Here is a 22,138-nt window from a genome sequence, read left to right on the forward strand (position 1 = left end):
AAGCAGAGGCGGCGCAATGACCGCGACGCAGCACAAGGGTGCCGGGGGCGGCCAGGGAAAGAACGACCTGGTCGAAATGGCGTGGGATCCCATTACCCGGATCGTCGGCAGTCTGGGTATCTACACGAAGATCGACTTCAAGCAGAAGGTGGTCGCCGAGTGCCACAGCACCAGCTCCATCTTCCGGGGCTATTCGGTCTTCATGAAGGGAAAGGACCCCCGGGACGCGCACTTCATCACGAGTCGCATCTGCGGAATCTGCGGTGACAACCACGCCACATGTTCGTGTTACACGCAGAACATGGCGTACGGGGTGAAGCCGCCGCACCTCGGCGAATGGATCGTGAATCTCGGCGAGGCCGCGGAGTACATGTTCGACCACAACATCTTCCAGGAGAACCTGGTCGGGGTCGACTACTGCGAGAAGATGGTCGCGGAGACCAACCCCGGGGTGCTGGAACAGGCCAACCGCACCCCCTCCCCGCACGCCGACGCGCACGGATACAAGACGATCGGCGACATCATGCGATCGCTGAACCCGTTCACCGGCGAGTTCTACCGCGAGGCGCTCCAGGTCAGCCGGATGACCCGGGAGATGTTCTGCCTGATGGAGGGCCGGCACGTCCACCCCTCCACGCTCTATCCCGGCGGCGTCGGCACCGTGGCGACCATCCAGCTGATGACGGACTACATCACCCGCCTCCAGCGGTACGTCGAGTTCATGAAGAAGGTCGTGCCGATGCACGACGATCTCTTCGACTTCTTCTACGAAGCCCTGCCGGGGTACGAGCAGGTCGGCAACCGGCGCATCCTGCTGGGCTGCTGGGGCTCCTTCCAGGACCCGGAGCACTGCAACTTCGAGTACAAGGACATGACCGACTGGGGCCGGAAGATGTACGTCACCCCCGGTGTCGTCGTCGACGGGAAGCTGGTCACCACCGACCTGGTGAAGATCAACCTCGGCATCCGGATCCTGCTCGGTTCGTCTTACTACAACGACTGGGACGAGCAGGAGACCTTCGTCTCCCACGACCCCCTCGGCAATCCGGTCGACCGGCGCCACCCGTGGAACCAGCACACCAACCCGCAGCCGCAGAAGCGGGACCTGGACGACAAGTACAGCTGGGTCATGTCACCCCGGTGGTTCGACGGCAAGGACTACCTGGCGCTCGACACGGGCGGCGGGCCGCTCGCGCGGCTGTGGACCACCGCGCTGGCCGGTCTGGTCGACATCGGCTACATCCAGGCCACCGGCCACAGTGTCAAGATCAACCTCCCCAAGACCGCCCTCAAGGGGCCGGTGGAGCTGGAGTGGCACGTCCCGAAGTGGAGCAACACCATCGAACGCAACAGGGCGCGCAGCTACTTCCAGGCCTACGCGGCCGCCTGTGCGCTCCACTTCGCGGAGAAGGCTCTCGTGGAGATCCGCTCCGGGAACACCAAGACCTGGGAGAAGTTCGAAGTGCCCGAGGAGGGCGTGGGCTGCGGGTTCACCGAAGCGGTCCGCGGTGTCCTCTCCCACCACATGGTGATCCGGGACGGCAAGATCGCCAACTACCACCCGTACCCGCCGACTCCGTGGAACGCGAGCCCCCGCGACACGTACGGCACGCCCGGCCCCTACGAGGACGCCGTGCAGGGCCAGCCGATCTTCGAGGAGAACGACCGGGAGCACTTCAAGGGCATCGACATCATGCGCACGGTGCGCAGCTTCGACCCCTGTCTGCCCTGCGGTGTGCACATGTATCTCGGCGAGGGCAAGAAGCTGGAACTCCTGCACTCCCCCACCCAGTCCGCGGGCAGTGAGTGATGGCGCGGGAGGAGTCCCCCGCCACGCCCGACTGGCGGATGACCGGTGAGCGCATCGACACCCTGATCGCCGCCAGCGGCTCGGGCGGCGCGATCGCCCGCGAGCGCAGCGAGGAACTGGTCCGGCTCGTCGCCGACTTCTACGGTGCCGGGCTGGAACGGCTGCTCGACCTCGTGCACGAGCAGGGGCGGCTGGACGATGACGTCCTGGCCGCCCTGGCCGGCGACGAGCTGGTGGCCGGTGTCCTGCTGGTGCACGGGCTGCATCCGTATGGCGTGGAGACCCGGGTCGAGCAGGCGCTGGAGAGCGTACGGCCGTATCTGGGCTCGCACGGCGGTGATGTGGAGCTGCTCGCCGTCACCGACGAGGGAACCGTCCGGCTGCGGCTGCTGGGCAGTTGTGACGGCTGCCCGTCGTCCTCGGTCACGCTCAGGCTGGCCGTGCAGGGTGCTGTGGAGGCGGCGGCGCCGGAGATCACCTCGATCGAGGTCGAGACCGCGGCCGACGAGGACGCCGGGGCAGCGGGGCCCCTGGTACCGGTGGACTCGCTGTTCGCCCGGCTGCACGCGGAGTCCGGGACGGCCGGCGCCGACGGCGCGTCGTGGGAGGTCGTGCCGGAGCTGTCGGGGCTGGAGTCCGGCGCCGTGGCCCGGGTGGGTGTCGGCAGGATGCCGGTGGTGGCCTGCCGGGTGGGCACGGAACTCTTCGCCTTCGAGGACCGGTGCGCGCGCTGCGAGCGGCCGTTCGAGGGTGCCACGCTGGCGCGGCGGCTGGGCGGTCGGTCCGGGGACGCGATCCTGCGCTGCGCCGGGTGCCGTGCGCACTACGACGTACGGCGGGCCGGGATCTGCCTCGACGGGGACAGTACGCATCTGGCCCCGCTGCCCCTGCTGTCGGACGGTGCCGCGGTCTCGGTGTCGGTCCCCGCGGCGGTGGCGCCGTGATCGCCGCCGGCCGGTCCGCCTCGCCGGCCTCCACCCTGCTGCGGCTCAGACGCAACCGGCCGCGGCCGCCCGCCGGTGAGCGCTGCGAGATGTGCGCGCAGCCGATCGGCGAGAGCCACCCCCATGTGGTGAACCTCGACAGCCGCGCCCTGATGTGCGGCTGCCGGGCCTGTTATCTGCTGTTCGCCGACGAGAACGCGGAGCTGCGCTACCGGGCGGTTCCTGAGCGCTATCTGCACTTCGCCGGACTGACCTTGGACGGGCGCGCCTGGGACGAGCTGCAGATTCCCGTGGGGCTCGCCTTCCTGTTCCGCAACTCCGTCCAGGAACGGATGGTCGCGTTCTACCCCGGGCCCGCCGGGGCCACCGAGTCGGAACTGCCGCTGGACTCCTGGGCGGCCGTCGTCGAGACGAGCCCGGAGCTCGCCGTGCTGCGTCCGGACGTGGAGGCGCTGCTGATCCGGCGTACGGCGGAGAACGATGGTTCGTGCCATCTGGTGCCGATCGATGCCTGCTACGAGTTGGTGGGGCAACTGCGCACGCTGTGGCGCGGGTTCGACGGTGGTTCCGAGGCCCGTGCCGCGATGGACGGCTTCTTCGCGCGGGTGGCGGACCGCAGCCGGCCCGCCGCGGGGATCGGGGCGCCGTGAACGACTTCGCGTTCTCCGTGCTCGATATCGCCGCCGAGCCGTACGCGGCCGCTCCGCAGCTGACCGCGCGGCTGCGGATCGAGGAGCGGACGGGACGGAGGATCCACGCCATCGCGCTGCACTGCCAGGTCCGCATCGAGCCGCAGCGGCGCCACTACGACGAGGCCGAACAGAGCGGTCTGGCAGCGCTGTTCGGGGGCCGGCACCGCTGGACGGACACTCTGAGGCCGTTCCAGTGGATGAGCTGCGACACCACCGTGCAGGGGTTCAGCGGTGCGACCGAAGTCGATCTCGCCCTGCCCTGCACCTACGACTTCGACGTGATCGGTTCCCGCTATCTGCACGCCCTGGGAGAGGGTGCGGTGCCCCTCGCCCTGATGTTCTCCGGCACGGTCTTCACCCGCGGCAGCAAGGGCTTCGGGGTCGAGCAGGTGCCGTGGGACTGCGAGGCCCGGCACCCGATGCCGGTCGAGGTGTGGCGACGCATGGTGGCGGCGCACTACCCGAACACCGGATGGATCCGGCTGGACCACGAGGTGCTGCAACGATTCGCGGACTTCCGGGCCCGGCGCGGGCTGATCAGCTGGGACGAGACGGTCCAGGCCCTCCTGGTCGAGCACGACGAGGTGGTCCTGTGAGTCTTGACCAGGTGCGTTCGATCGCCGACGCCGTCCTGTACGAGGGGTACCTCCTGTACCCGTACCGGGCGAGCTCGCACAAGAACCGATCGCGCTGGCAGTTCGGGGTCCTCGGTCCGCCGCACGCCGCGGCGGCGAGTTTCGGCGAGGAGCCGGAGATGGAGATGCAGTGCCTGCTGGCACCGCACCACGGGCCGGCGGCCGTCACCGTGCATCTGCGCTTCCTCCAGCTCCAGGTCCGAGAAGTGCGGAGCACGGGCGAGGACGGGGTGGAGGTACCGGTCGAACAGCTCGTCGTCGACGGGGTGCCGGTGATGTCCTGGGACGAGGCCGTCGAGCGTGAAGTCGTGCTGACCGCCCTGCCGTTGGGGGAAGTGGCGGACGCCGTGCACGAGGTCCTGGGCGGCGAGGACACCGAGCCGGTGACCGACGCGCGGGGCGTGGTGGTGGGCCGGATCGTGCGGCGGCGGCTGCCGTTGGCGGTCCGGGTCCGCACCCGGGTCGTCATCGACGACGGATACGTGCGTCTCTCGGTGGCGGTGCGCAACGAGCATCCGGAGCCCGCGAGCACCAAGGACGCCGCGATCCGGTCGTCGCTGATCGGAGCGCATCTGCTGCTGCGGGCGCACGACGCCGAGTTCGTCTCGCTGCTCGAACCGCCCGCCGGGGCGGCGGCGGCCGCCGGCCGTTGCCTCCAGAGCAGGTGCTGGCCCGTGCTGGCCGGCCCGAAAGGGTCGACGGACACCCTGCTCGGTGCGCCGATCATCCTGTACGACTACCCGGAGGTCGCCGAACAGAGCCCCGGCGCCCTGTTCGACTCGACCGAGATCGACGAGATCCTGACCCTTCGCGTGATGACCATGACGGAGGCGGAGAAGGCGGAGGCCCGGGCCACCGATCCCCGGGCCCGGGAGATCATCGACCGGTGTGACGGCATGACCCCCGCCGGCCTCCAGCAGTTGCACGGCCTGCTGCGCGACCCGCATCCGCCGCAGCCCGCGGCTCCGGTGGGCCCTACGGCCGATGTCCGGGACGTGGAGCCCGCCGGCTTCGACACCGCGGGCGCCCCCTGGTGGGATCCGGCGGCCGACGCCTCGGTACGGCCCGGGAGCGACGCGGTCGTGATCGACGGGGTCCGGGTGGCCAAGGGCAGCCTCGTCCGCGTCCACCCCTCCCGGCGGGCGGACGCGCAGGATCTGTTCTTCGCCGGCCAGGTGGCCCGGGTGGCCGCGGTGCTCTCGGACGTGGACGGCGGTACGCACATCGCCCTGGTCCTCGTCGACGACCCCGCGTCGGACCTGCACGACTGGTACGGCCGTTATTTCTACTTCGCGCCCGACGAACTGACACCCCTGAGCGTCGCGGAATCGGCGCAGCACCGAGAGGAGAACCGATCGTGAAGACCCTGGGCATCATCACCGCCGGAGCGGCCGCGGCCGTGGCGCTCGTCGCCGTGGCAGTCGGGATCAGGTCGATCCCCGACATCCGCCGTTACCTGCGCATCCGTTCGATGTGAATCCCGATCCGAGTGAAGTGAGCAAGGAGCACCCCATGGCTGAGTCACCGCAGAAGAACAGCGACGTCGAAGAGGAGCCGCAGGAGGAACGGGGCCCGAAGGGATCCCGCGGCACCGGCTCGGACCGGCCCTCGGCCGGCCCGGCCGACCGCCCCTCGGGCACCTCGGACGAACGCTCCGACACCTCCGTACACCCGCAGAAGACTCAGGACCCGGCATCGCCCGACCTCCGGTCCGGGGGCGGCTGAGCCGAGGATGACGAAGGAACCCGACACCGCCGCCCGGGTGCTGGTCGCGGGCATCGGCAATCTTTTTCTCGGCGACGACGGCTTCGGCCCGGAGGTCGTGCGCCGGCTGGCCCGCGACGGCGGGATGCCCCCGCAGGTCCGGGTGGTGGACTACGGCATCCGCGGCATGCATCTCGCGTACGACCTGCTCGACGGGTACGACGCGCTGGTTCTGGTCGACGCGTACCCGGGGGGCGGCACCCCCGGGGAGGTGACGGTGCTCCGCATCGGTGTGGAGGACCTCGGTTCGGGTGAATTCGATGCCCACGGGATGAATCCGGTCGCTGTCCTCGCAAATCTGGATCAACTGGGCAGTACGCTTCCGCTCACCTACCTCGTCGGCTGCACACCCGCCGGGGTCGAGGAGGGCATCGGGCTCGGCGAAGCCGTCGACAGCGCGGTGCCCGAGGCGATCCAGGCAGTGCACACCCTGATCCGGCAGCTCGTGCCGGCCGTACCGACCGCGTCCGTGAACAGCACCCGACCCCGGAGATCCTGATCATGTGCCTAGGCATTCCTGGCCGCGTCGTGGAGATCGTGGACGGGTATGCGGGCCAACTGGCCCTGGTGGACGTGGAGGGCGCCAGGCGCCGCGTCAATATCGGCATGCTCGACGAGGCGCCCGGTCGCGACGACTGGGTGCTTCTCCATATGGGCTTCGCCGTCGAGCTCATCGACCGGGCGAAGGCCCGGGAGGCCCTGTCGGGGCTGGAGATGATGGGCCGCGGCCGGGAGCAGCGGATCCGGCGCAGATTCGAGGTGCGCGGCGTCGTGCAGGGCGTGGGCTTCCGGCCTTTCGTCTATGTCACTGCCTCGGAGCTGCTGCTCACGGGCTCGGTGACGAACACCGGCGACGGGGTGCTCGCCGAGGTCGAGGGAACGGCCGGAGCCGTGGAGGAGTTCGGTCGCCGACTGAGCGCCGACGCCCCTCCGCTCGCTGTCGTCGAGGACGTGCGTACGAGCGAACTGCCGACGCGCGGCGGGACGGGCTTCACCATCGAGCCCTCCAGCACGTCCGACCGGGCCAGGACGCTGGTCTCGCCCGACATCGCCACCTGCCGGGACTGCCTCGACGAGCTGGGCGATCCGTCGAACCGGCGCTACCGCCACCCGTTCATCACCTGCACGCACTGTGGCCCCCGGTTCACGATCGTCACCGGCCTCCCGTACGACCGGGCCGCCACCACGATGGCGGACTTCGAGATGTGCGGGGCCTGCCGGGCGGAGTACGAGGACCCGCGCAACCGCCGCTTCCACGCCCAGCCGATCGCCTGTCCCGACTGCGGACCGCGGCTCGAACTGGTCGGCGGGGAAGGCGTGTCCCTGTCCCGTGACGAGGACGCGCTGCGTACGGCCCGCAAGCTCCTTGCCGAGGGCGGGATCATCGCGGTCAAGGGACTCGGCGGGTATCACCTGGTGTGCGACGCCCGCGACGACGCGGCGGTGGCCGAGTTGCGCCGGCGAAAGCGGCGCGGCGGCAAGCCGTTCGCGGTGATGGTGCCGGACCTCGACGTCGCGCGGCGGCTGGTGACCGTCACGGCGGACGAGGAGGAGCTCCTGTCCAATGGCCGCCGCCCGATCGTGCTCCTGCCCCGGCACCCTGCCGGGCCCGGGGCCGGGGTGTCCGACGCCGTGGCGCCCGGCAGCCCCCACCTCGGGCTGGTCCTTCCGTACACCCCGTTGCACGTCCTGCTCTTCGGGATCGGGGACGACGATCCGGGCCCGGACGCACTGGTGATGACGTCGGCCAATCTGTCGGGCGAGCCGATCGTCACCGACGACGGCGACGCGCTGGCCCTTCTGGCACCGCTGGTCGATGCCTGGCTACGGCACGACCGGCGCATCCATGTGCCGTGCGACGACTCGGTCAGCCGCTGGGCCGCCGGCGCCGAGCTGCCGCTGCGCCGCTCGCGCGGATACGCCCCGCTGCCGCTCGCGCTGCCCTTCGACGTGCCCCCGACGCTCGCCGTGGGCGCCGACCTGAAGAACACCTGTGCGCTGGCCGAGGGCCGCTACGCCTGGCTGAGCCAGCACATCGGCGACATGGACGACCTCTCCACGGTCGGCGCTCTGACCCGGACCGAGAAGCATCTGGAGAACCTCACCGGGGTGGCGCCCACCCGGCTGGTGGCCGACCGCCACCCCGGCTACCACTCCGGCGACTGGGCTCGCGCCCACGCGGCCGGGCGGCCGGTCCGCACTGTGCAGCACCACCACGCGCACATCGCGTCCGTGATGGCGGAGCACGGCCTGGGCGCGGACGAGCGCGTGATCGGCATCGCCTTCGACGGCACCGGCCACGGCACCGACGGGGCGGCCTGGGGCGGAGAGGTCCTGGTGGCCGGCTACGCGTCGTTCAGCAGGGCCGCCCACCTGGGTTACGTACCGCTGGCCGGGGGCGACGCGAGTGTGCTGCGGCCATACCGGATGGCCCTCGCGCATCTGCACGCGGCCGGCATCCCCTGGGACGACGACCTGCCCGCGGTCCGTGCCTGCCCGCCCTCCGAACGCGACGTACTGGCCCATCAGTTCGCCACCGGATTCGGCTGCGTGCCCACGTCGGGCATGGGGCGGCTCTTCGACGCGGTCGCGTCCCTGGCCGGCGTCCGGCACGTGGTGGCGTACGAGGCGGAGGCGGCCATGGAACTGGAAGGGCTGGCCCATGCCGCGGCCGCCGGCCCCGCGGCACCGGAGGGCGGCTACCGCTTCGGTATCCGGCCCGGGAAGGGAGAAGAACCCGCCGTCGCGGATCCGGGCCCGGTCGTTCAGGCCGTGGTGTCCGACGTGCGGGACGGCGTTCCGGCCGGACTGATCGCCGTGCGCTTCCATACCGCCGTCGCCGCTCTGGCCACCCGCCTCGCGGACCTCTGCCGCTCGCGCACCGGCCTCGGCACCGTGGCGCTGGGCGGCGGCGTCTTCCAGAACGCCGTATTGCTCGAAGCTACGCAACGCGGCCTGACCGAGCGAGGCTTCACCGTCCTGCGGCCGCGCCTGCTCCCCCCGAACGACGGCGGGATCGCCCTCGGCCAGCTCGTGATCGCCGCATCGGACTGACGCTGCCGCACGGCCGTACTTCAAGAGGGATCCACAGAGAAGAGGGACCATGTGTCTGGCTGTTCCGGGGCGTGTCCTCAGTACCGTCGAAGTCGACGGCACCGTGATGGCCGAGGTCGATTTCGGCGGGGTACGCAAGGAGGTGTGCCTCCAGTACATCCCCGATGCGACCGTCGGTGAATACGTCATCGTGCACGTCGGATTCGCCATCCAGCGCCTCGACGAACGGTCGGCCCTGAACACCCTTGCCGACTTCGAGCGGCTCGGCATCCTGGCCGAGGAGTTCGGAGACGGTTCCGACAGCGCAGCCCAGCAGGGTGCATCTCCCGAAGGAGTCGGCCGGTGAAGTATCTCGAAGAGTTCAGTGACCCCGCTCTCGCGAAGAGGCTGATCGACCAGATCCACGCGGCCACCACGCGGAAGTGGGCGCTGATGGAGGTCTGCGGCGGCCAGACCCACTCCATCATCCGGCACGGCATCGACCAACTGCTGCCGGACAGTGTGGAGATGATCCACGGACCGGGATGTCCCGTCTGCGTCACCCCGCTGGAGACCATCGACCGGGCACTGGCGATCGCCGCCCGCCCCGGCGTCGTCTTCTGCTCGTTCGGCGACATGCTGCGCGTGCCCGGCAGCAGCCAGGACCTCTTCTCCATCAAGAGCGCCGGCGGCGACGTACGCGTGGTGTACTCGCCCCTCGACGCGCTGAGGATCGCCCGGGAGAACCCCGACCGCGAAGTCGTCTTCTTCGGCATCGGGTTCGAGACCACCGCCCCCGCGAACGCCATGACGGTGTACCAGGCCCAGCGGTTCGGGGTGCGGAACTTCTCGCTGCTGGTGTCCCATGTGCTGGTGCCGCCCGCGATCGCCGCGATCATGGAGTCCTCGACGTGCCGGGTTCAGGCGTTCCTCGCCGCAGGCCACGTATGCAGTGTGATGGGGACGGCCGAATACCCGCCGCTGGCCCGGAAGTACAAGGTACCGATCGTGGTGACCGGCTTCGAGCCGCTGGACATCCTCGAAGGGGTCCGCCGAACCGTCGTCCAGTTGGAGGCGGGTCGGCACGAGGTCGAGAACGCCTACCCCAGGGCCGTGCGCGAGGAGGGCAATGTGCCCGCCATGGAGATGCTCGCCGATGTCTTCGAGGTGACTGACCGGACCTGGCGCGGCATCGGGGCTATTCCGCGCAGCGGCTGGCGGCTCTCCGAGAAGTACCGGGCGTTCGACGCGGAGCAGCGGTTCGAGGTGACGGACATCCGCACCGCCGAGTCGTCGCTCTGCCGCTCGGGCGAGGTCCTGCAGGGCCTGATCAAGCCGCATCTGTGCGAGGCGTTCGGCAAGGAGTGCACGCCGAGGAACCCGCTCGGCGCGACCATGGTGTCTTCCGAGGGCGCGTGCGCCGCGTACTACACCCACCGCCGCCTGGAACTGGTCGATGCGAAGTGACTGACGCGATGCAAGACATGACCGCCGTGGTGGACGAAGTGCCCGACCTCGACTTCGAGGGGTGGGCCTGCCCGGTCCCGCTGCGGGACGTCCCGTCCGTCGTCATGGGGCACGGGGGCGGCGGTGCGATGTCCGGTGAGCTGATCGAGCACCTGTTCCTGCCCGCGTACGGTGCCGCGGCCGCCGCCGATCTCGGTGACTCGGCCGTCCTGACGGTCGGCTCCGGTACCCGTCTCGCCTTCTCCACGGACTCGTTCGTGGTGAAGCCGATGTTCTTCCCCGGCGGGTCGATCGGTGACCTGGCGGTGAACGGCACGGTCAACGACCTGGCCATGTCGGGTGCGACGCCCCTGTTCCTGTCCACTGCCTTCATCCTCGCGGAGGGCACCGCGCTGAGCGACCTCGGCCGGATCGCGCAGGCCGTGGGCCGGGCCGCCGAGGACGCCGGAGTACGCCTGGTCACCGGGGACACGAAGGTCGTGGAGCACGGCAGTGGTGACGGCGTCTACCTCAACACCTCGGGCATCGGCGTGATCCCTCCCGGTGTCGACATCCACGCGCGCCGGGCGCTCCCCGGCGACGCCGTCCTCGTCAGCGGCGACATCGGCGTGCACGGTGTGGCCGTGATGAGCTGTCGGGAGGGCCTCGAATTCGGTACGACGGTGGAGAGCGACACCGCCGCGCTGCACGGACTGGTCGCCGCCATGCTCGCCACCGGTACCGACCTCCATGTGCTCCGGGATCCCACGCGCGGGGGCGTCTCGGCTTCGCTGAACGAGATCGCCCGAGCCTCGGACGTGGGCATCGAACTGGTAGAGCGGCTGCTTCCCGTACCGCCCGCGGTGCGCGACGCGTGCAGCCTGCTCGGGCTCGACCCGCTCCAGGTGGCCAACGAGGGCAAACTGATCGCGATCGTCCCGGCCGAGGACGCGGACCGGGTGCTGGCCGCCATGCGGGCCCATCCCCTGGGCCGGTCCGCCTGCCGGATCGGCAGTTGCGTTCCGGATCACGCCGGGATGGTCGTGGCGAAGACAGGGCTGGGCGGGAGCCGGGTGATCGGGCTGCCGATCGGCGAACAACTACCGAGGATCTGCTGAGTGAGTGCCGAGGGCGCCCTGCTGTTCGCGCGATACGCCTACCCGCCCAACGAGCTCGGCTACTGCGGCCCCGCCGATGCGGCGGCCCTCCTGCGCCGTGAAGCGACCGCCGACATCGAGCGGCGCGCCCGGCAGTTCGAGGGCGCCTGGTGCTATCTCCAGTTCCTCGCGGAGACAGCCGGGCTGGCGGACCCGCTCGACGTGCGGGTGGTCGAGGCGTACTGGATCGGCAACGAGTTGCTAGACCGGGCCGATCCCGCTGCTCTGGTGGAGCGCATGACCCATCGATTCCGGGGACAGCCCGGCGGCACCTGGCGCGACGCCGGGCGGCGCGCCCTGGCCCATCACAGCTTCCAGGTGTTCGAGGTGTATCCCTGGACCCCGCTGCTGCGGTCGAGCGGCCATCCGACCGCCCTGTCCGTGCTCGACCAGTGCCGCATCCGTACGGGCGTGGTCGTGGCCTCCGACGGAGACCTGGCGACCGTGCGGTCACGCCCGTTGTGCTGGGACGGTGCGGGGCTGGCCGACGGTGCGTGGCGGGAGGAGACCGTACGCTGCTCGGCCGGCGGACTGACGCTGCTCGACGGGCTCTCCACCGGCGACCGGGTGGCGCTGCACTGGGACTGGGTGTGTGATGTGATCACCGACGAACAGGCCCGGCGCATCGAATTCCTTGAGGAGCGCCGACGCATCGACTTGGGCCTCTCGTCTGAACCGAGCATCGGCATCCACGGCGCTCCGGGCTGAGGGCTCGCAGAGAATTGCGCTGTCGGGGCCTCCATTGCTTTGCGTACTCCTCGGCCGTCCGCCAGCCCAGTTCACGGCGGGCCGCTGCTACGGACGGCGCTGTGGTCTTCTTCTCCGCGTAGAGCCGTGTGAGGCGCTCGATCGCGTCGTCCTGCGTGCGGTAGCCGGACTCCTCGCGCTGCTTGCCACTGCAGGAGGCCTTGCCGCCCTCCCCGGTGCCGCCACGACAGCGGCACCGGGGAGGGCGGCGTTCTCCGGGGTGCGGGCGTGAGCGTCAACGCTCAGCGGTCTGCCGCCGACCGGCGAAGGGCCCCGCACCGGCCGCCCACCGCCTCCCAGGATTTCCTGGACCGGTACGGGATCCCTCGATCGCAGTCGTGGCAGGCCGTCAGCGGCTGACCCCGACATCTGCGAGATCCCCGGCGGAGCCGGGCTCAGGACGCGGGGCGCGTTCCTCACGCCCGTAGCGGGTGTGCCCGATGTGCCACACGTAGGAGGCTGCGACAGCTTCCACAGCGCGAGCGTGATCCGCGAGTGCGTCCTTGCTGTCGGCGGTGAGCTCGGTGATTCGACGGCGTGCGGTGCAGGCCTGGTCCTCACACATGCGGGAGGCCAGGCGGAACGCTTCTTCGAGGTCGCACTCGCGGTGTCGGATCAGCAGGGTCGGCAGGCTCAGAGGAGTCGGGCCACCACGATCTGCCTCCTTCGCGTACGAGGCGAGATCGTTGATCCAGCCGGCGAGGTCGGCAACGGCCTTCTCCAGTTCCCGCACCGCTGCCGAGGATCGCTGATCATCGGTCAGTTCGTGTCCGAGCACGATTTCCGCGGTCGCCACAACGGTCCGGACGAAGACCGTGTGGGGGCGCATCGCGCAATAGTCGCTCAGGGTGACCTGGTCGGGCCTGTCGAGGTGATGGGCCTCCCAGAGGATGCCGAAGAGATTGTCCCGCAGGTTCCCGGTGAGCCGCAGGTACTGCGTGGGCGTGGCCCGTTCGCGGAACCGGTGCAGGAGGTCCCGCAGGGCGGCGATGTAGGCGTCGTCGCCGGCCGCCGGCTCGTCGTCGCCGGCCAGCAGGCGGACACAGTGACTGATGCGGCGTACCAGACGGGCGGTGTCACGGCCTCCTTCGGCCTCGCCGTGTACGTCGTCGAACGCGGTGAGCCACAGAAAGAGATCGGCGCAGAGGAACACGCCGTCCCGGTCCGCCGCGGGCAGGACACGTGCCACCCCCTGGGCCGTGATGTTGCAGAGGGCCTTCGCCTCGCCGGGTGAACCGATCAAGGGGAAGGTCCGGAGCCAGTGGGCGGTGTGCTCCTCGATGGCGTCGGCATACGGGCTGGTGGAGAAGGGGCCGGGGAAAGAGCCTCGGAGGTCGGGCATCGGCAGGGTACGCGCGTCCGAGCCGCGGGTGTGGCTCATACGGCTGTCCCCGCGACGGCCCGCTGCCTGGTCTCGGCGACCATACGGGGGTCCGACGGGTGCACGGTGAGCAGCCCGACCGGTTCCACGGTGGCGCCGGGAACGGGCCGCAGCCGCCAGCGCGAGGCGATGAACGCCGTGATGACGATCGACTCCGTCCAGGCGAACGCGTCGCCGATGCACATGCGTTTTCCTGACCCGAAGGGAATGAAGGCTCCCCTGGGCGGCTGGGGGCGCTCCGGCAGCCAGCGGTCGGGGTCGAAGCGCAACGGGTCGGGATACAGGGCCGGATCCCGGTGCAGTCCGTAGAGACTCCACAGCACCTGCTCCCCCGCCGGCAGGTCGACCGGCCCGAGCCGCACCGGCCTGGTGGCCTGTCGGGTCACCAGCCAGCCCGCGTGGTGCAGGCGCAGCGTCTCGCTGACCAGTCTGCGGGTGAAGGCGAGCCGGGGGACGTGCTCGGCGGTGATCGGGCCCTCTCCGACCACGGAGTCGACCTCCTCGTGCAGCCTGCGCTCCAGCTCCGGGTCGCGGCCCAGCTCGTGGAACAGCCACGCCAGCATGACGCCCGTCGTCTCGGAACCCGCGGCCAGCAGCCCGATGATCTCCGACAGGATCTCGTTGTCGGGCAGTGGCGCACCGGTTTCGTCCCGGGCCTCCAGGAGCAGCGTCACGAGGTCGTCGTGGGCATCGGGCTCCGCCCGGCGCTCCGCGATGATGTCCGCCACCTCGCTGCGCAGCAGGCTGCGGGCGGCCTTGAGCCGCCGGTTGCTGCGGGTGGGCAGCCGTTCCAGCGAGGAAACGGGGACCATGGTGCGCCAGATGGCGGCCGTGAAGACCGTGTCGACGGCGTCGAGGATCGCGCGCGCCCGCTCCTGTTCCGCGCGGAAGGAGCACAGCACCGACATGGCCACGTCCTGGGCCATGAGCCCCATCTCGGTCTTCAGGTCGAGCAGTTCCCCCTCACGCCAGCCCGCGATGGACGGCTCCACCGTTTCCCGCATCGTGGTGACGTACCCACTGATCTGCTCGCGGTGGAAGGCGGGCTGGAGCAGGCGGCGCCGACGCAGGTGGGGCCCGCCTTCCGCGACCGGCAGGGCCGACTGACCGAAGAGCTTGAGCTTCTCGCCCAGCAACCCCTTGGAGAAGGAACCCGACTTGCTGGTGAGCATCTCGTGGATCAGCTCATGCGAGTTGACCACGGTCACCTTCTTGGGGCCGACCGACATACGGACGATCGGCCCGTAGGTGCGCAGGCGTTCGACGTACTCCAGGCGGTCTCTGAGCAGGGGAACCAGGTGTCCGACGAGCGGCAGCCGACCCGGGGCGGTCGGCGGAACGTCCACGTCGGCAGTCACATCCATGTCGGGAGTCACGCGTCCGTCCTTTCCATATCTGCCTGTGTACATGCGGCTGGGCGACGTGCCCGCAGCAGCTCCCGCGCGGCGAGCACCTCCGCTTCGATCACTGTGGTGGGCGCATACAGCGTTTTGTCGTGCCACAGGGCGGGGTGCTGGTGGCCGGAGTGCGAGGCAGCGCGCAGATACGTTTCGGCAAGGTCCAGTGCCCGGGTGTACTGCGGCTGCGGTGTGAAGGCGGCGGCGCTCAGCAGGACTTTGACCGCGTACGCGGTCTCTTCGACGGTGCTGCCCCACACACCCCAGGAGCCGTCGGCGCGCTGATTGTCAGTGGTCCACTCGGCGGCCCTCCGGACGGCCCTGGACGCGCGCTGACCGCCGTGCCCCGCGAGCGCGGTGACGCAGCGCGCGGTGGCGTAGTAGGGGGAGGCATGCCACTTGTCGGTCCAGTGTCCTTCGGGTCGCTGCTGGCCGGTCAGCCAGTCGCACAGCTTCGCCGCTCGGGGTCCGTACGTGTGCTCTGCCGTCGGGCAGCGCCGCAGGTGGCTCACGAGGGCCTGGAGTGCGTGGGCGTTCGCGGTGACCGATCCGGTGTCCTCGCCGATGTAGCAGTCGTAGTGGCTGCCGTTGTGGAACAGGTCCAGCGGCGCCGGGTCGTACGGCAGACCGACGAGTGAGGCGACCAGCACCGCCATGGCGGTGTCATCGGCATCGGCCATGAGTCCGGGCGCACCGCGCACGCCTTGAGCGTCGTAGATCTCCTCGGCCCACCCACGGACCGTGGGAAGAGCGGCACCGGGCAGGTGGGCGCGCGCCAACGCGGCGGCGACCCACAGCCGTTCGACCACGCGGAGGGGCGCGGCCTCGGGGAAGAGTCCGCCGTAGCGTTGCGCCACTGCACCGAGGTCGGCGACGGCCCGATCGGTAGTGGCCGGTGACAGCGTCGCCCGTGCGGCGGTGGCGGCCGGCGAACTGCCCAGCAGCCCTTCGACGTCAGGGACGAGACACGAAGGTACGTAGCTGCCCACGCCTTCGAACGTGTGGTGAAACTTGACGGGCAGGCTGCCCGCCGACTCGTACCGCTTGGCCACGCGAGCAGGTGCCGACTCATGGAAGCCGCCCGGAACCGGGAGCCGGGGACCACCGTAACCGGGCGTGTCCCCGCCGGTGGTCAGGGAGTCCAACGTCTTGTTGATCTCGGCCACCAGGCCGGGTACGAGTATTTCCGCTGCAGCCGTGTCCGGCCACGGGCCCATTCGCGGCAGTGACCGCAATACGTCGAGGCCCCTGTTCACCGCGGCCGTGAGCCGACCGGTGACCTCTGCGGACGCGGTGCCCCTGCGCAGAACCGCCAGTGCGGCCTCCACCCCGCTGAGTGTCGGCAGGAGCCGGTAGGGCGGCGGCCCCTCCCCCCAACTGCCGTCGGGCGCCTGCTGTTCCAGCAGATACGTGATCCGCCGTGGCTCCCCGGGCAGCCACGGCGCCGCGGACAGGACGCGGGCCGTCTCGTACAGGGACGGACCGACGCTTCCCCATCTGTCCTGGTCGGTCCTGGCCACCAGGCTGGTGGCTCGTTCGGCGTAGGATGTGCCGACGGGCGTGCTGATGCTCATGGGGCGACTTCCTCCTCGGAGTTCTGATGACGGTGCGCGGCAATGCTTTACGTCTGCCTGGCTGTTGCGTCCAGGGCGAGCCGACGCAGGGAGGCTGTCGCACTTCCCGGGAAGGGAGCGTTGTCCAGGGCGGCGAGGGCGGCGGCCCGTCGCGTGGTGATCATTTCCTCCACGGTCTGCCGGGCGCCGGTGGAGTTCAGGATCGTGCGCACCGCGGCGGCGTGTTCCTCGTCGAGGTCGCTTCGGCCGACGAGCTCGCGCAGTGTTCTCAGTTCGGCCGTGGAGGCTCGCTGGACCGCGAGCGCCATCAGCACGGTGGCTTTGCCCTCACGCAGGTCGTCCAGTACAGGTTTGCCTGTTTTGACTGGGTCGCCGAAGACCCCGAGCAGGTCGTCCCGCAGCTGAAACGCTTCTCCCAGCGGTATGCCGAAGCTGGTGCAGGCATCGAGTACGGGCGGGGTGGCACCGGCCACCGCCGCCCCTATGTGCAGGGGCCGTTCTATGGTGTATTTAGCCGTCTTGTATCGGATGACGTGCAGTGCGGTATCCACGTCGCCGGTCAGGCGGCCGGTGGTCTGCAGGTCCAGGAGCTGGCCGTACATGACCTCGCTCCGCATGTCGGCCACCAGGGGCAGCACCTGGGCCAGCCGCCCCGGGCCGAGGTCCGCCGTGCGAAGAAGTTCGTCGGACCACACCAGGGCCAGATCTCCGAGAAGGACGGCCGCGCCCAGGCCGTGCGCCCGGGCCCTGCTGCCCGGGCCGCCGCTGTCGGTATACGCGGTGGCCAGTGCGCGGTGGGCGGACGGCTGGCCGCGGCGGACATCGCTGTCATCCATCACGTCGTCGTGCACCAGGGCGAACACCTGGAAGAGTTCGAGGCTGGCAGCAGCACGAACGGCAGCAGTCATGTCACCTGTTGCTCCGGCGGCTTGCCATCCGTACAGGCACAGCAGAGACCGCAGCCGTTTTCCGCCGGTCAGGAGTCCGCGCAGGGCGGAGGTCAGATGGAGCAGCTCGATTCCTGGCGCGGCACGTTCTTTGGTGTCCAGGAATCCGGTCAGGGCCATGCCGACCTTCTGTCGTAGGGAAGACAGGTCGGGCAGTACTGTGGGAAGGGTTTGTGTCACCGGCGGTTGATCCTCTTTCGCTCGAGAACCGTCGTCGCGGTTCCGTTCTTGCAGAGGTCGGGCCAACGGACCCGCGTCTCCTCCCTGGGACTGTCGCGGTGGTGCCGGCCGGCTCCCGGACGGCACCACCGCGACGCGACGAGCTACGGCAGGTGATACGGCTGTTATGCCTTGGTGCCGCCTGCCGTCGGGGAGAATGGTGTGTCCCGCTCGGGGCGGGAGGGGCTCCTGCTCCAGGGGGTGGCCCCGTCCGCGTCAGGGGTCAGCGGAGTGAACCGGGCCGGGAGCGCGGTGAGCGTCCGATGGACGGCCCCGGGGCGGTAGGTCAGCTGGTCGGCTGGAACGCCCAGTTCGATGTCCGGCAGGTAGGTCAGCAGCCTCTCGATGGCGGCCGTGGCAATCAGTGTGGCGACGTCACGGGCGGGGCACGTATGGGGCCCTGCAGCGAAGGCCAGGTGCGCCTTGTTCCCGGAGCGGTAACCGTCCGCCGGTATGCCCGAGTGGGGGCAGGTGTTGGCGGCGGCGTACGACACCATGACGGGCGAGCCCGCGGGGATGCGGGCGCCGTGGAAGGTCACGTCCTTCTTGGGGAAGTGGACGCTGTAGTTGGCCAGCGGCGCGTCGTGCCACAGCGCGTCATCGATGGCGTGCTGGATGGGCAGGCTCCCGGTGGTCAGGGTGCCGAAATAGCGGTCGTCACTGAGCATGCGGACGAGCGTGTTGGCGATGAGATTGCACAGCGGCTCGTTCCCAGCCCCGAGGGTGATGAGGATCTGGTTGACGGCCTCTTCCTGATTCAGCCCATTGGGGTGATCGATGAACCAGGAGGTCAGATCGTGGCCGCGTTGCGCCGACTTGGTCTCGTAGAGCGTTTCGAGGTAGGCGCCGAACGACCGCCCGCCCACTGCCTGTGTCTCCGGATCGCCGTCCATCATCGCCTCGAGCGCCCACACAAGGCGCCGGCCCTCCTCGTCCGGCATACCGAACAGAGCGTTGAAGACCATCAGGGGCAGCTGCTGCGTGTACTGGCGGACGAGGTCCACCGTCCCGGTATCAGCGAATTCCTGGAGCAGCGTGTCGGCGAAGCGGAATGTCAGGGCGCGCACGTCCTGGGGATCCAGGAGACCGAAGCTGTCCGTGATCACACGTCGCAGGTGCGCGTGTGCCTCGCCGTCGGCGAAGAACAGACTCGGCCGCCACTCCACCATGGGACGGATCGGGCTGTCCTCCGGCACCTGCGGCAGCCAGCTCCGGGTGTCCTTGGTCCACGTATCGACGTCCTGGAGGAGGTCGAGGGCGGCCCGGTATTCGGTGACGAGGCGGACCACGACACCGGGGGCCACCTCGGCTACGCCGACCGGTCCCTGTCTGCGCAGCAGTTCATAGCTGCGCTGCGGGTTCGCGGCATGTTCGGCCCCGTGCAGGGACACAGGGGCTTCGGCGGGTGTGAGCGTCACGAGGTTTCGACTCCGGCAACGGATATGGAATGGGCGGTCAGTTGGGCGAGCGCATGCAGGCCGCTGTTCTTCTGTCGTGCGTCACACGTGACCAGTGGAGTCTCCGGGGCGAGGTCGAGCTTCGAACGGATGAGCGCCAAGTCGTACTTGGGTGAGTCAGGGAAAACATTGACCGCAACGGCGTACGGCAAACCGCGCTCCTCAATGAGCTCCATCACTTCCCAGGAGTCTTTGAGCCGCCGGGTGTCGACCAGGATGAGGGCACCAAGTGCTCCGAACGCGATGCCTTCCCACAGCGGAAGGAAGCGGCGCTGCCCCGGAGTTCCGTACAGGTACAGAACGATCTTGTCGCCCGGCAGCGTCAGACGGCCGAAGTCGATGGCGACCGTGGTGGTGGTTTTGTCACGCAGCACGTCGTGGCTGAGGTCATCGGTGGCGACCGCCGCGTTCGTCATGACCTCGTCGGTGTGCAGTGTCGGAATCTGCGACAGCGACTTGACCACGGTCGTCTTGCCGATACCGAGCGGGCCGGCAACGAGGATCTTGATCCTTCGGTGTTCACCCTCGGGCAGGTAGACGGGGGGCGAGCTAGGCGGCAATGAGAGCGTGGAGTCCACTCAGCACCTCTTCCAGAACTTCTCTCGACGGACGGCCATCGTTCGACGCGCGGAGGGCGTCCGGAATCGGGACGGTGGCTTTTAACTGGCCGTCATCGACCAGTTGTTCGGCCAGTACCAGAGTCACGCTGACCGGGAGGCCCAGATAGCCGGCCAGTTCAACAACGCTGAGAGACCCGTCGGTCAGCAGCTCGATCACACGCTGGTGCACCGCCGTGTGGTACCTGGCGAGGGGCAGACCACTGGCGCGCAGAGCGGCCAGTGAATCGAGGGTGCCCGAGAGGCCGGCGCCGGGGCTGGTCCCGGTCGCAAGGTACGCCGGCAGCAGCCGTCGCTGCTCCTGGCCGCGGCTCATGACGCCCCGCTGTTGGTGCGGGCGGGAACGGACATTATCTGTTCCCCGAGTTTCATTGCCTGGCGGGCCATGGTGGCTGCGACCACGCCCATGGGCATGTCCTCATCGCCTGCCGCCGCGATCAGGGTGTTGGTTCCCTCGCCGACCGGCATGACCATGTAGGTACCTCGGTCGTTGTGTGAGGTGACGGTCGTGAGCGGCGTACTCGGAGGGGCTCCCAGAACGGCGTTGGTGGCGGCGCGGGAGGCGGAGTGCAGTGCGGCAGTCATCGCGCCTATGCCGTCCGCCTCGTCCTTGGTGAGGTTCTCGGAGGTGGCCTGGACCATCCCGTCGAGCGTCATGGTCAAGGCGTGCCGGACACCACGGATTTCGGTGATGGGCTTCAGGACCCAGGCGGACGGGCCGGTCTCCTTGTTGGCTTCAGGCATGGTCACAGTGTTTCCTCCGAATCGGTGGCGGACCGGCCGGTGGTGAGGCCGCTTTGGAAATCGCTCCAGATGGCGCCGGTGTTCTCCGGGTCCAGGGGACGGGGCGCTGCTGCGGCGGTGTCATCATTGGCGGCCGTCGCCGAGAGACGGCGGCGGCGCTGCGGCAGCTCCGCCGCGGCGGTCGGCGCGGGCGAGTGCGTGGACGAATGCGCGGGCGACTGCGCGGGCGAGTCGGCAGTGGTGGGCCGCTTGTGGGCCTGCGGCGCCACGGCAGGCTGGGGAGCCATGACCGACGGAGGTGTGGCGTTCTCGTCGATCGAGGTCAGCAGGTTCTCGGGAACGGACACCACAGCGCGCACCCCGCCATAGGGAGAGGAAGTGTCGATGGAGACATGGAGGCCGTAGTCCGCGACGAGACGGCCGATGGCGGCGAAACCCATGGAAGGCGGGTCGCCGAGCTCGAGGAGCATCACGTCCTGCTGTTCACCCGATATCAGGCTCCGGCCGCGGGCGAGCGCCTCCGAGGTCATGCCCTTGCCGGCGTCGTCGATCGTGATGCACACACTGCCGTTGCCGGTCTGGATCAGGCCGACGTCCACCATGAGGTCGTCACGGGAATGCTCCAGCGCGTTGGCCATCAGTTCGGCGCAGACCACGGCAACGGGCTCGGCCGCGCGCCCGACCACGCCGATGTTGGAAAGGCCCAGCCGGGAAACGATGTTGATGCGGTCGAAGCCGCGCAGTCGGGAGGAGGCGCCACTGACGACCTCGCTCACGTAGGTGTCCTTGCGGACGTGTCCCGGCCAGCCTCCGCACACGATGGCGGATCGCTGCGTGAGGCGCAGGTTCTGCTCGTTGATGTGGTCGGACTCGAGCAGGCTCTGCGTCAGACGGGGCGGCGCGCTGAACTCGTGCTGCAGCCCCACGATATTCGTCTGCAACTGGTAGGAGAGGGCCTGGGACTCCTGAGTTGCGCCACGCAGAGCAGCCCGAGCAGCGGCGTCGATGCGGCGCCTCTCCTTGAGGACGATGCCTGAGACTGCCTCGGGCAGGGCGTCAAGGAGCCGTGCGGCCTCGGAACCCGCGAGGTTCTTGTGCAGGAGTCCGGGGACGGGGTGATGAGAGCTGATCAGGTGCAGTGCGAGAGCGGGAAGCCGGTCGGAGACGAGGTGACGCACTTCGTCGAGAAGCTCCGCCTCGCGGGTGCCGAGTTCCTGCATGCGGGACTCTGCGGCCTGCCTGTTCTGCACCGCGGTCCGGGCGTGGCCCTCGGCAACCTGAGCACGGGAGTTGGCGGCCTGCACCTCTGCCGACAGCCCTCTGCTCCGTCGTACGTGTTCGCGGCGCGAACGGGCCAGGAGCAGCGCCCAGACTGCTAGGAGAAGAGACAAGACGCCAAGGGCAACGGCGATTTTCGAGGACAAGGTCACGGAGGGTGGTCCTAGGGGTCGATCGAGCCTTCGGAGAACAGCGCAGCGGTTCACTCCCCCGCGGGGGTGAGTGCGGCCTCCGGAGAACTGGTGGACATGAGAAGCCGTGTGGCAAGTGGATAGTGCGTGGGCCGTTCGTGCAGC

At 69.5% G+C, this 22,138-nt stretch carries 22 protein-coding genes; 13 read left to right on the top strand and 9 right to left on the bottom strand.

The annotated features are described in order from the left end of the window. The first annotated feature begins 16 nt into the window (after positions 1-16). From OHA19_RS05340 to OHA19_RS05400, 13 genes are read left to right on the top strand one after another with little or no spacing between them, the layout of a single operon-like run. Complete coding sequence (locus tag OHA19_RS05340; protein WP_266692359.1) at positions 17-1,810, top strand: nickel-dependent hydrogenase large subunit; 1,794 nt, start codon at positions 17-19, stop codon at positions 1,808-1,810. Further along, a complete protein-coding gene (locus OHA19_RS05345; RefSeq protein ID WP_405749509.1) occupies positions 1,810-2,754 on the top strand; it encodes a NifU family protein in 945 nt (314 codons plus the stop codon). Before OHA19_RS05340 ends, OHA19_RS05345 begins: the two co-directional genes overlap by 1 nt. Continuing rightward, on the top strand, positions 2,751-3,404 hold the full coding sequence (locus tag OHA19_RS05350; protein ID WP_405719425.1) for a DUF5947 family protein: 654 nt from the start codon (positions 2,751-2,753) through the stop codon (positions 3,402-3,404). Before OHA19_RS05345 ends, OHA19_RS05350 begins: the two co-directional genes overlap by 4 nt. Next, positions 3,401-4,042, top strand: a complete 642-nt coding sequence (locus tag OHA19_RS05355) for a DUF6084 family protein (RefSeq protein ID WP_405749511.1) — start codon at positions 3,401-3,403, stop codon at positions 4,040-4,042. Before OHA19_RS05350 ends, OHA19_RS05355 begins: the two co-directional genes overlap by 4 nt. Beyond that, complete coding sequence (locus OHA19_RS05360) at positions 4,039-5,442, top strand: hypothetical protein (protein WP_405749513.1); 1,404 nt, start codon at positions 4,039-4,041, stop codon at positions 5,440-5,442. The genes OHA19_RS05355 and OHA19_RS05360 overlap by 4 nt, the downstream gene beginning before the upstream one ends. Further along, a complete protein-coding gene (locus OHA19_RS05365) occupies positions 5,439-5,558 on the top strand; it encodes a DUF6893 family small protein (protein ID WP_371096809.1) in 120 nt (39 codons plus the stop codon). The genes OHA19_RS05360 and OHA19_RS05365 overlap by 4 nt, the downstream gene beginning before the upstream one ends. A 35-nt stretch (positions 5,559-5,593) precedes the next feature. Next, positions 5,594-5,806 carry a hypothetical protein gene (locus tag OHA19_RS05370; protein ID WP_405719416.1) on the top strand — a complete coding sequence of 71 codons (213 nt, stop codon included), beginning with the start codon at positions 5,594-5,596 and terminating at the stop codon, positions 5,804-5,806. Positions 5,807-5,813: 7 nt separating this feature from the next. Beyond that, positions 5,814-6,344: a hydrogenase maturation protease gene (locus tag OHA19_RS05375; RefSeq protein ID WP_405719413.1), complete on the top strand. Its 531-nt coding sequence runs from the start codon at positions 5,814-5,816 to the stop codon at positions 6,342-6,344. A 2-nt stretch (positions 6,345-6,346) separates the two neighbouring features. Beyond that, a complete protein-coding gene (gene hypF, locus OHA19_RS05380) occupies positions 6,347-8,899 on the top strand; it encodes a carbamoyltransferase HypF (protein WP_405749515.1) in 2,553 nt (850 codons plus the stop codon). A gap of 49 nt (positions 8,900-8,948) precedes the next feature. Next, a complete protein-coding gene (locus OHA19_RS05385; protein WP_405719407.1) occupies positions 8,949-9,245 on the top strand; it encodes a HypC/HybG/HupF family hydrogenase formation chaperone in 297 nt (98 codons plus the stop codon). Continuing rightward, positions 9,242-10,345, top strand: a complete 1,104-nt coding sequence (hypD, locus tag OHA19_RS05390; RefSeq protein ID WP_405749517.1) for a hydrogenase formation protein HypD — start codon at positions 9,242-9,244, stop codon at positions 10,343-10,345. The genes OHA19_RS05385 and hypD overlap by 4 nt, the downstream gene beginning before the upstream one ends. 8 nt (positions 10,346-10,353) lie before the next feature. Further along, entirely contained in the window at positions 10,354-11,442 is a 1,089-nt protein-coding gene (hypE, locus tag OHA19_RS05395; RefSeq protein WP_405719401.1) for a hydrogenase expression/formation protein HypE, read from the top strand. Next, positions 11,443-12,189 (top strand): DUF6390 family protein, encoded by a 747-nt coding sequence (locus OHA19_RS05400; RefSeq protein ID WP_405749519.1) that lies wholly within the window; start codon positions 11,443-11,445, stop codon positions 12,187-12,189. It abuts the gene before it with no gap. A 388-nt stretch (positions 12,190-12,577) separates the two neighbouring features. Here the strand turns inward: OHA19_RS05400 and OHA19_RS05405 are convergent, their stop codons facing one another. The 9 genes from OHA19_RS05405 to OHA19_RS05445 form a co-directional block, all read right to left on the bottom strand. Beyond that, complete coding sequence (locus OHA19_RS05405) at positions 12,578-13,609, bottom strand: terpene synthase family protein (protein WP_405719395.1); 1,032 nt, start codon at positions 13,607-13,609, stop codon at positions 12,578-12,580. Beyond that, a complete protein-coding gene (locus tag OHA19_RS05410; RefSeq protein ID WP_405719393.1) occupies positions 13,606-14,985 on the bottom strand; it encodes a cytochrome P450 in 1,380 nt (459 codons plus the stop codon). The genes OHA19_RS05405 and OHA19_RS05410 overlap by 4 nt, the downstream gene beginning before the upstream one ends. Next, on the bottom strand, positions 14,982-16,580 hold the full coding sequence (locus OHA19_RS05415; RefSeq protein ID WP_405719390.1) for a prenyltransferase/squalene oxidase repeat-containing protein: 1,599 nt from the start codon (positions 16,578-16,580) through the stop codon (positions 14,982-14,984). Before OHA19_RS05415 ends, OHA19_RS05410 begins: the two co-directional genes overlap by 4 nt. Positions 16,581-16,627: 47 nt before the next feature. Further along, positions 16,628-17,647 carry a polyprenyl synthetase family protein gene (locus tag OHA19_RS05420; RefSeq protein WP_405719388.1) on the bottom strand — a complete coding sequence of 340 codons (1,020 nt, stop codon included), beginning with the start codon at positions 17,645-17,647 and terminating at the stop codon, positions 16,628-16,630. A 224-nt stretch (positions 17,648-17,871) separates the two neighbouring features. Beyond that, a complete protein-coding gene (locus OHA19_RS05425; RefSeq protein WP_405719385.1) occupies positions 17,872-19,164 on the bottom strand; it encodes a cytochrome P450 in 1,293 nt (430 codons plus the stop codon). Continuing rightward, positions 19,161-19,781 carry a GTP-binding protein gene (locus OHA19_RS05430; RefSeq protein WP_405719382.1) on the bottom strand — a complete coding sequence of 207 codons (621 nt, stop codon included), beginning with the start codon at positions 19,779-19,781 and terminating at the stop codon, positions 19,161-19,163. Before OHA19_RS05430 ends, OHA19_RS05425 begins: the two co-directional genes overlap by 4 nt. Beyond that, positions 19,753-20,136, bottom strand: a complete 384-nt coding sequence (locus OHA19_RS05435) for a DUF742 domain-containing protein (protein WP_405719380.1) — start codon at positions 20,134-20,136, stop codon at positions 19,753-19,755. The genes OHA19_RS05430 and OHA19_RS05435 overlap by 29 nt, the downstream gene beginning before the upstream one ends. After that, positions 20,133-20,564, bottom strand: a complete 432-nt coding sequence (locus OHA19_RS05440) for a roadblock/LC7 domain-containing protein (RefSeq protein ID WP_405719377.1) — start codon at positions 20,562-20,564, stop codon at positions 20,133-20,135. The genes OHA19_RS05435 and OHA19_RS05440 overlap by 4 nt, the downstream gene beginning before the upstream one ends. A 2-nt stretch (positions 20,565-20,566) precedes the next feature. Further along, positions 20,567-21,955: a sensor histidine kinase gene (locus OHA19_RS05445; RefSeq protein WP_405719375.1), complete on the bottom strand. Its 1,389-nt coding sequence runs from the start codon at positions 21,953-21,955 to the stop codon at positions 20,567-20,569. Positions 21,956-22,138 lie beyond the last annotated feature (183 nt).

The organism is Streptomyces sp. NBC_00012, assembly GCF_045040875.1.
Lineage (GTDB): Bacteria > Actinomycetota > Actinomycetes > Streptomycetales > Streptomycetaceae > Streptomyces.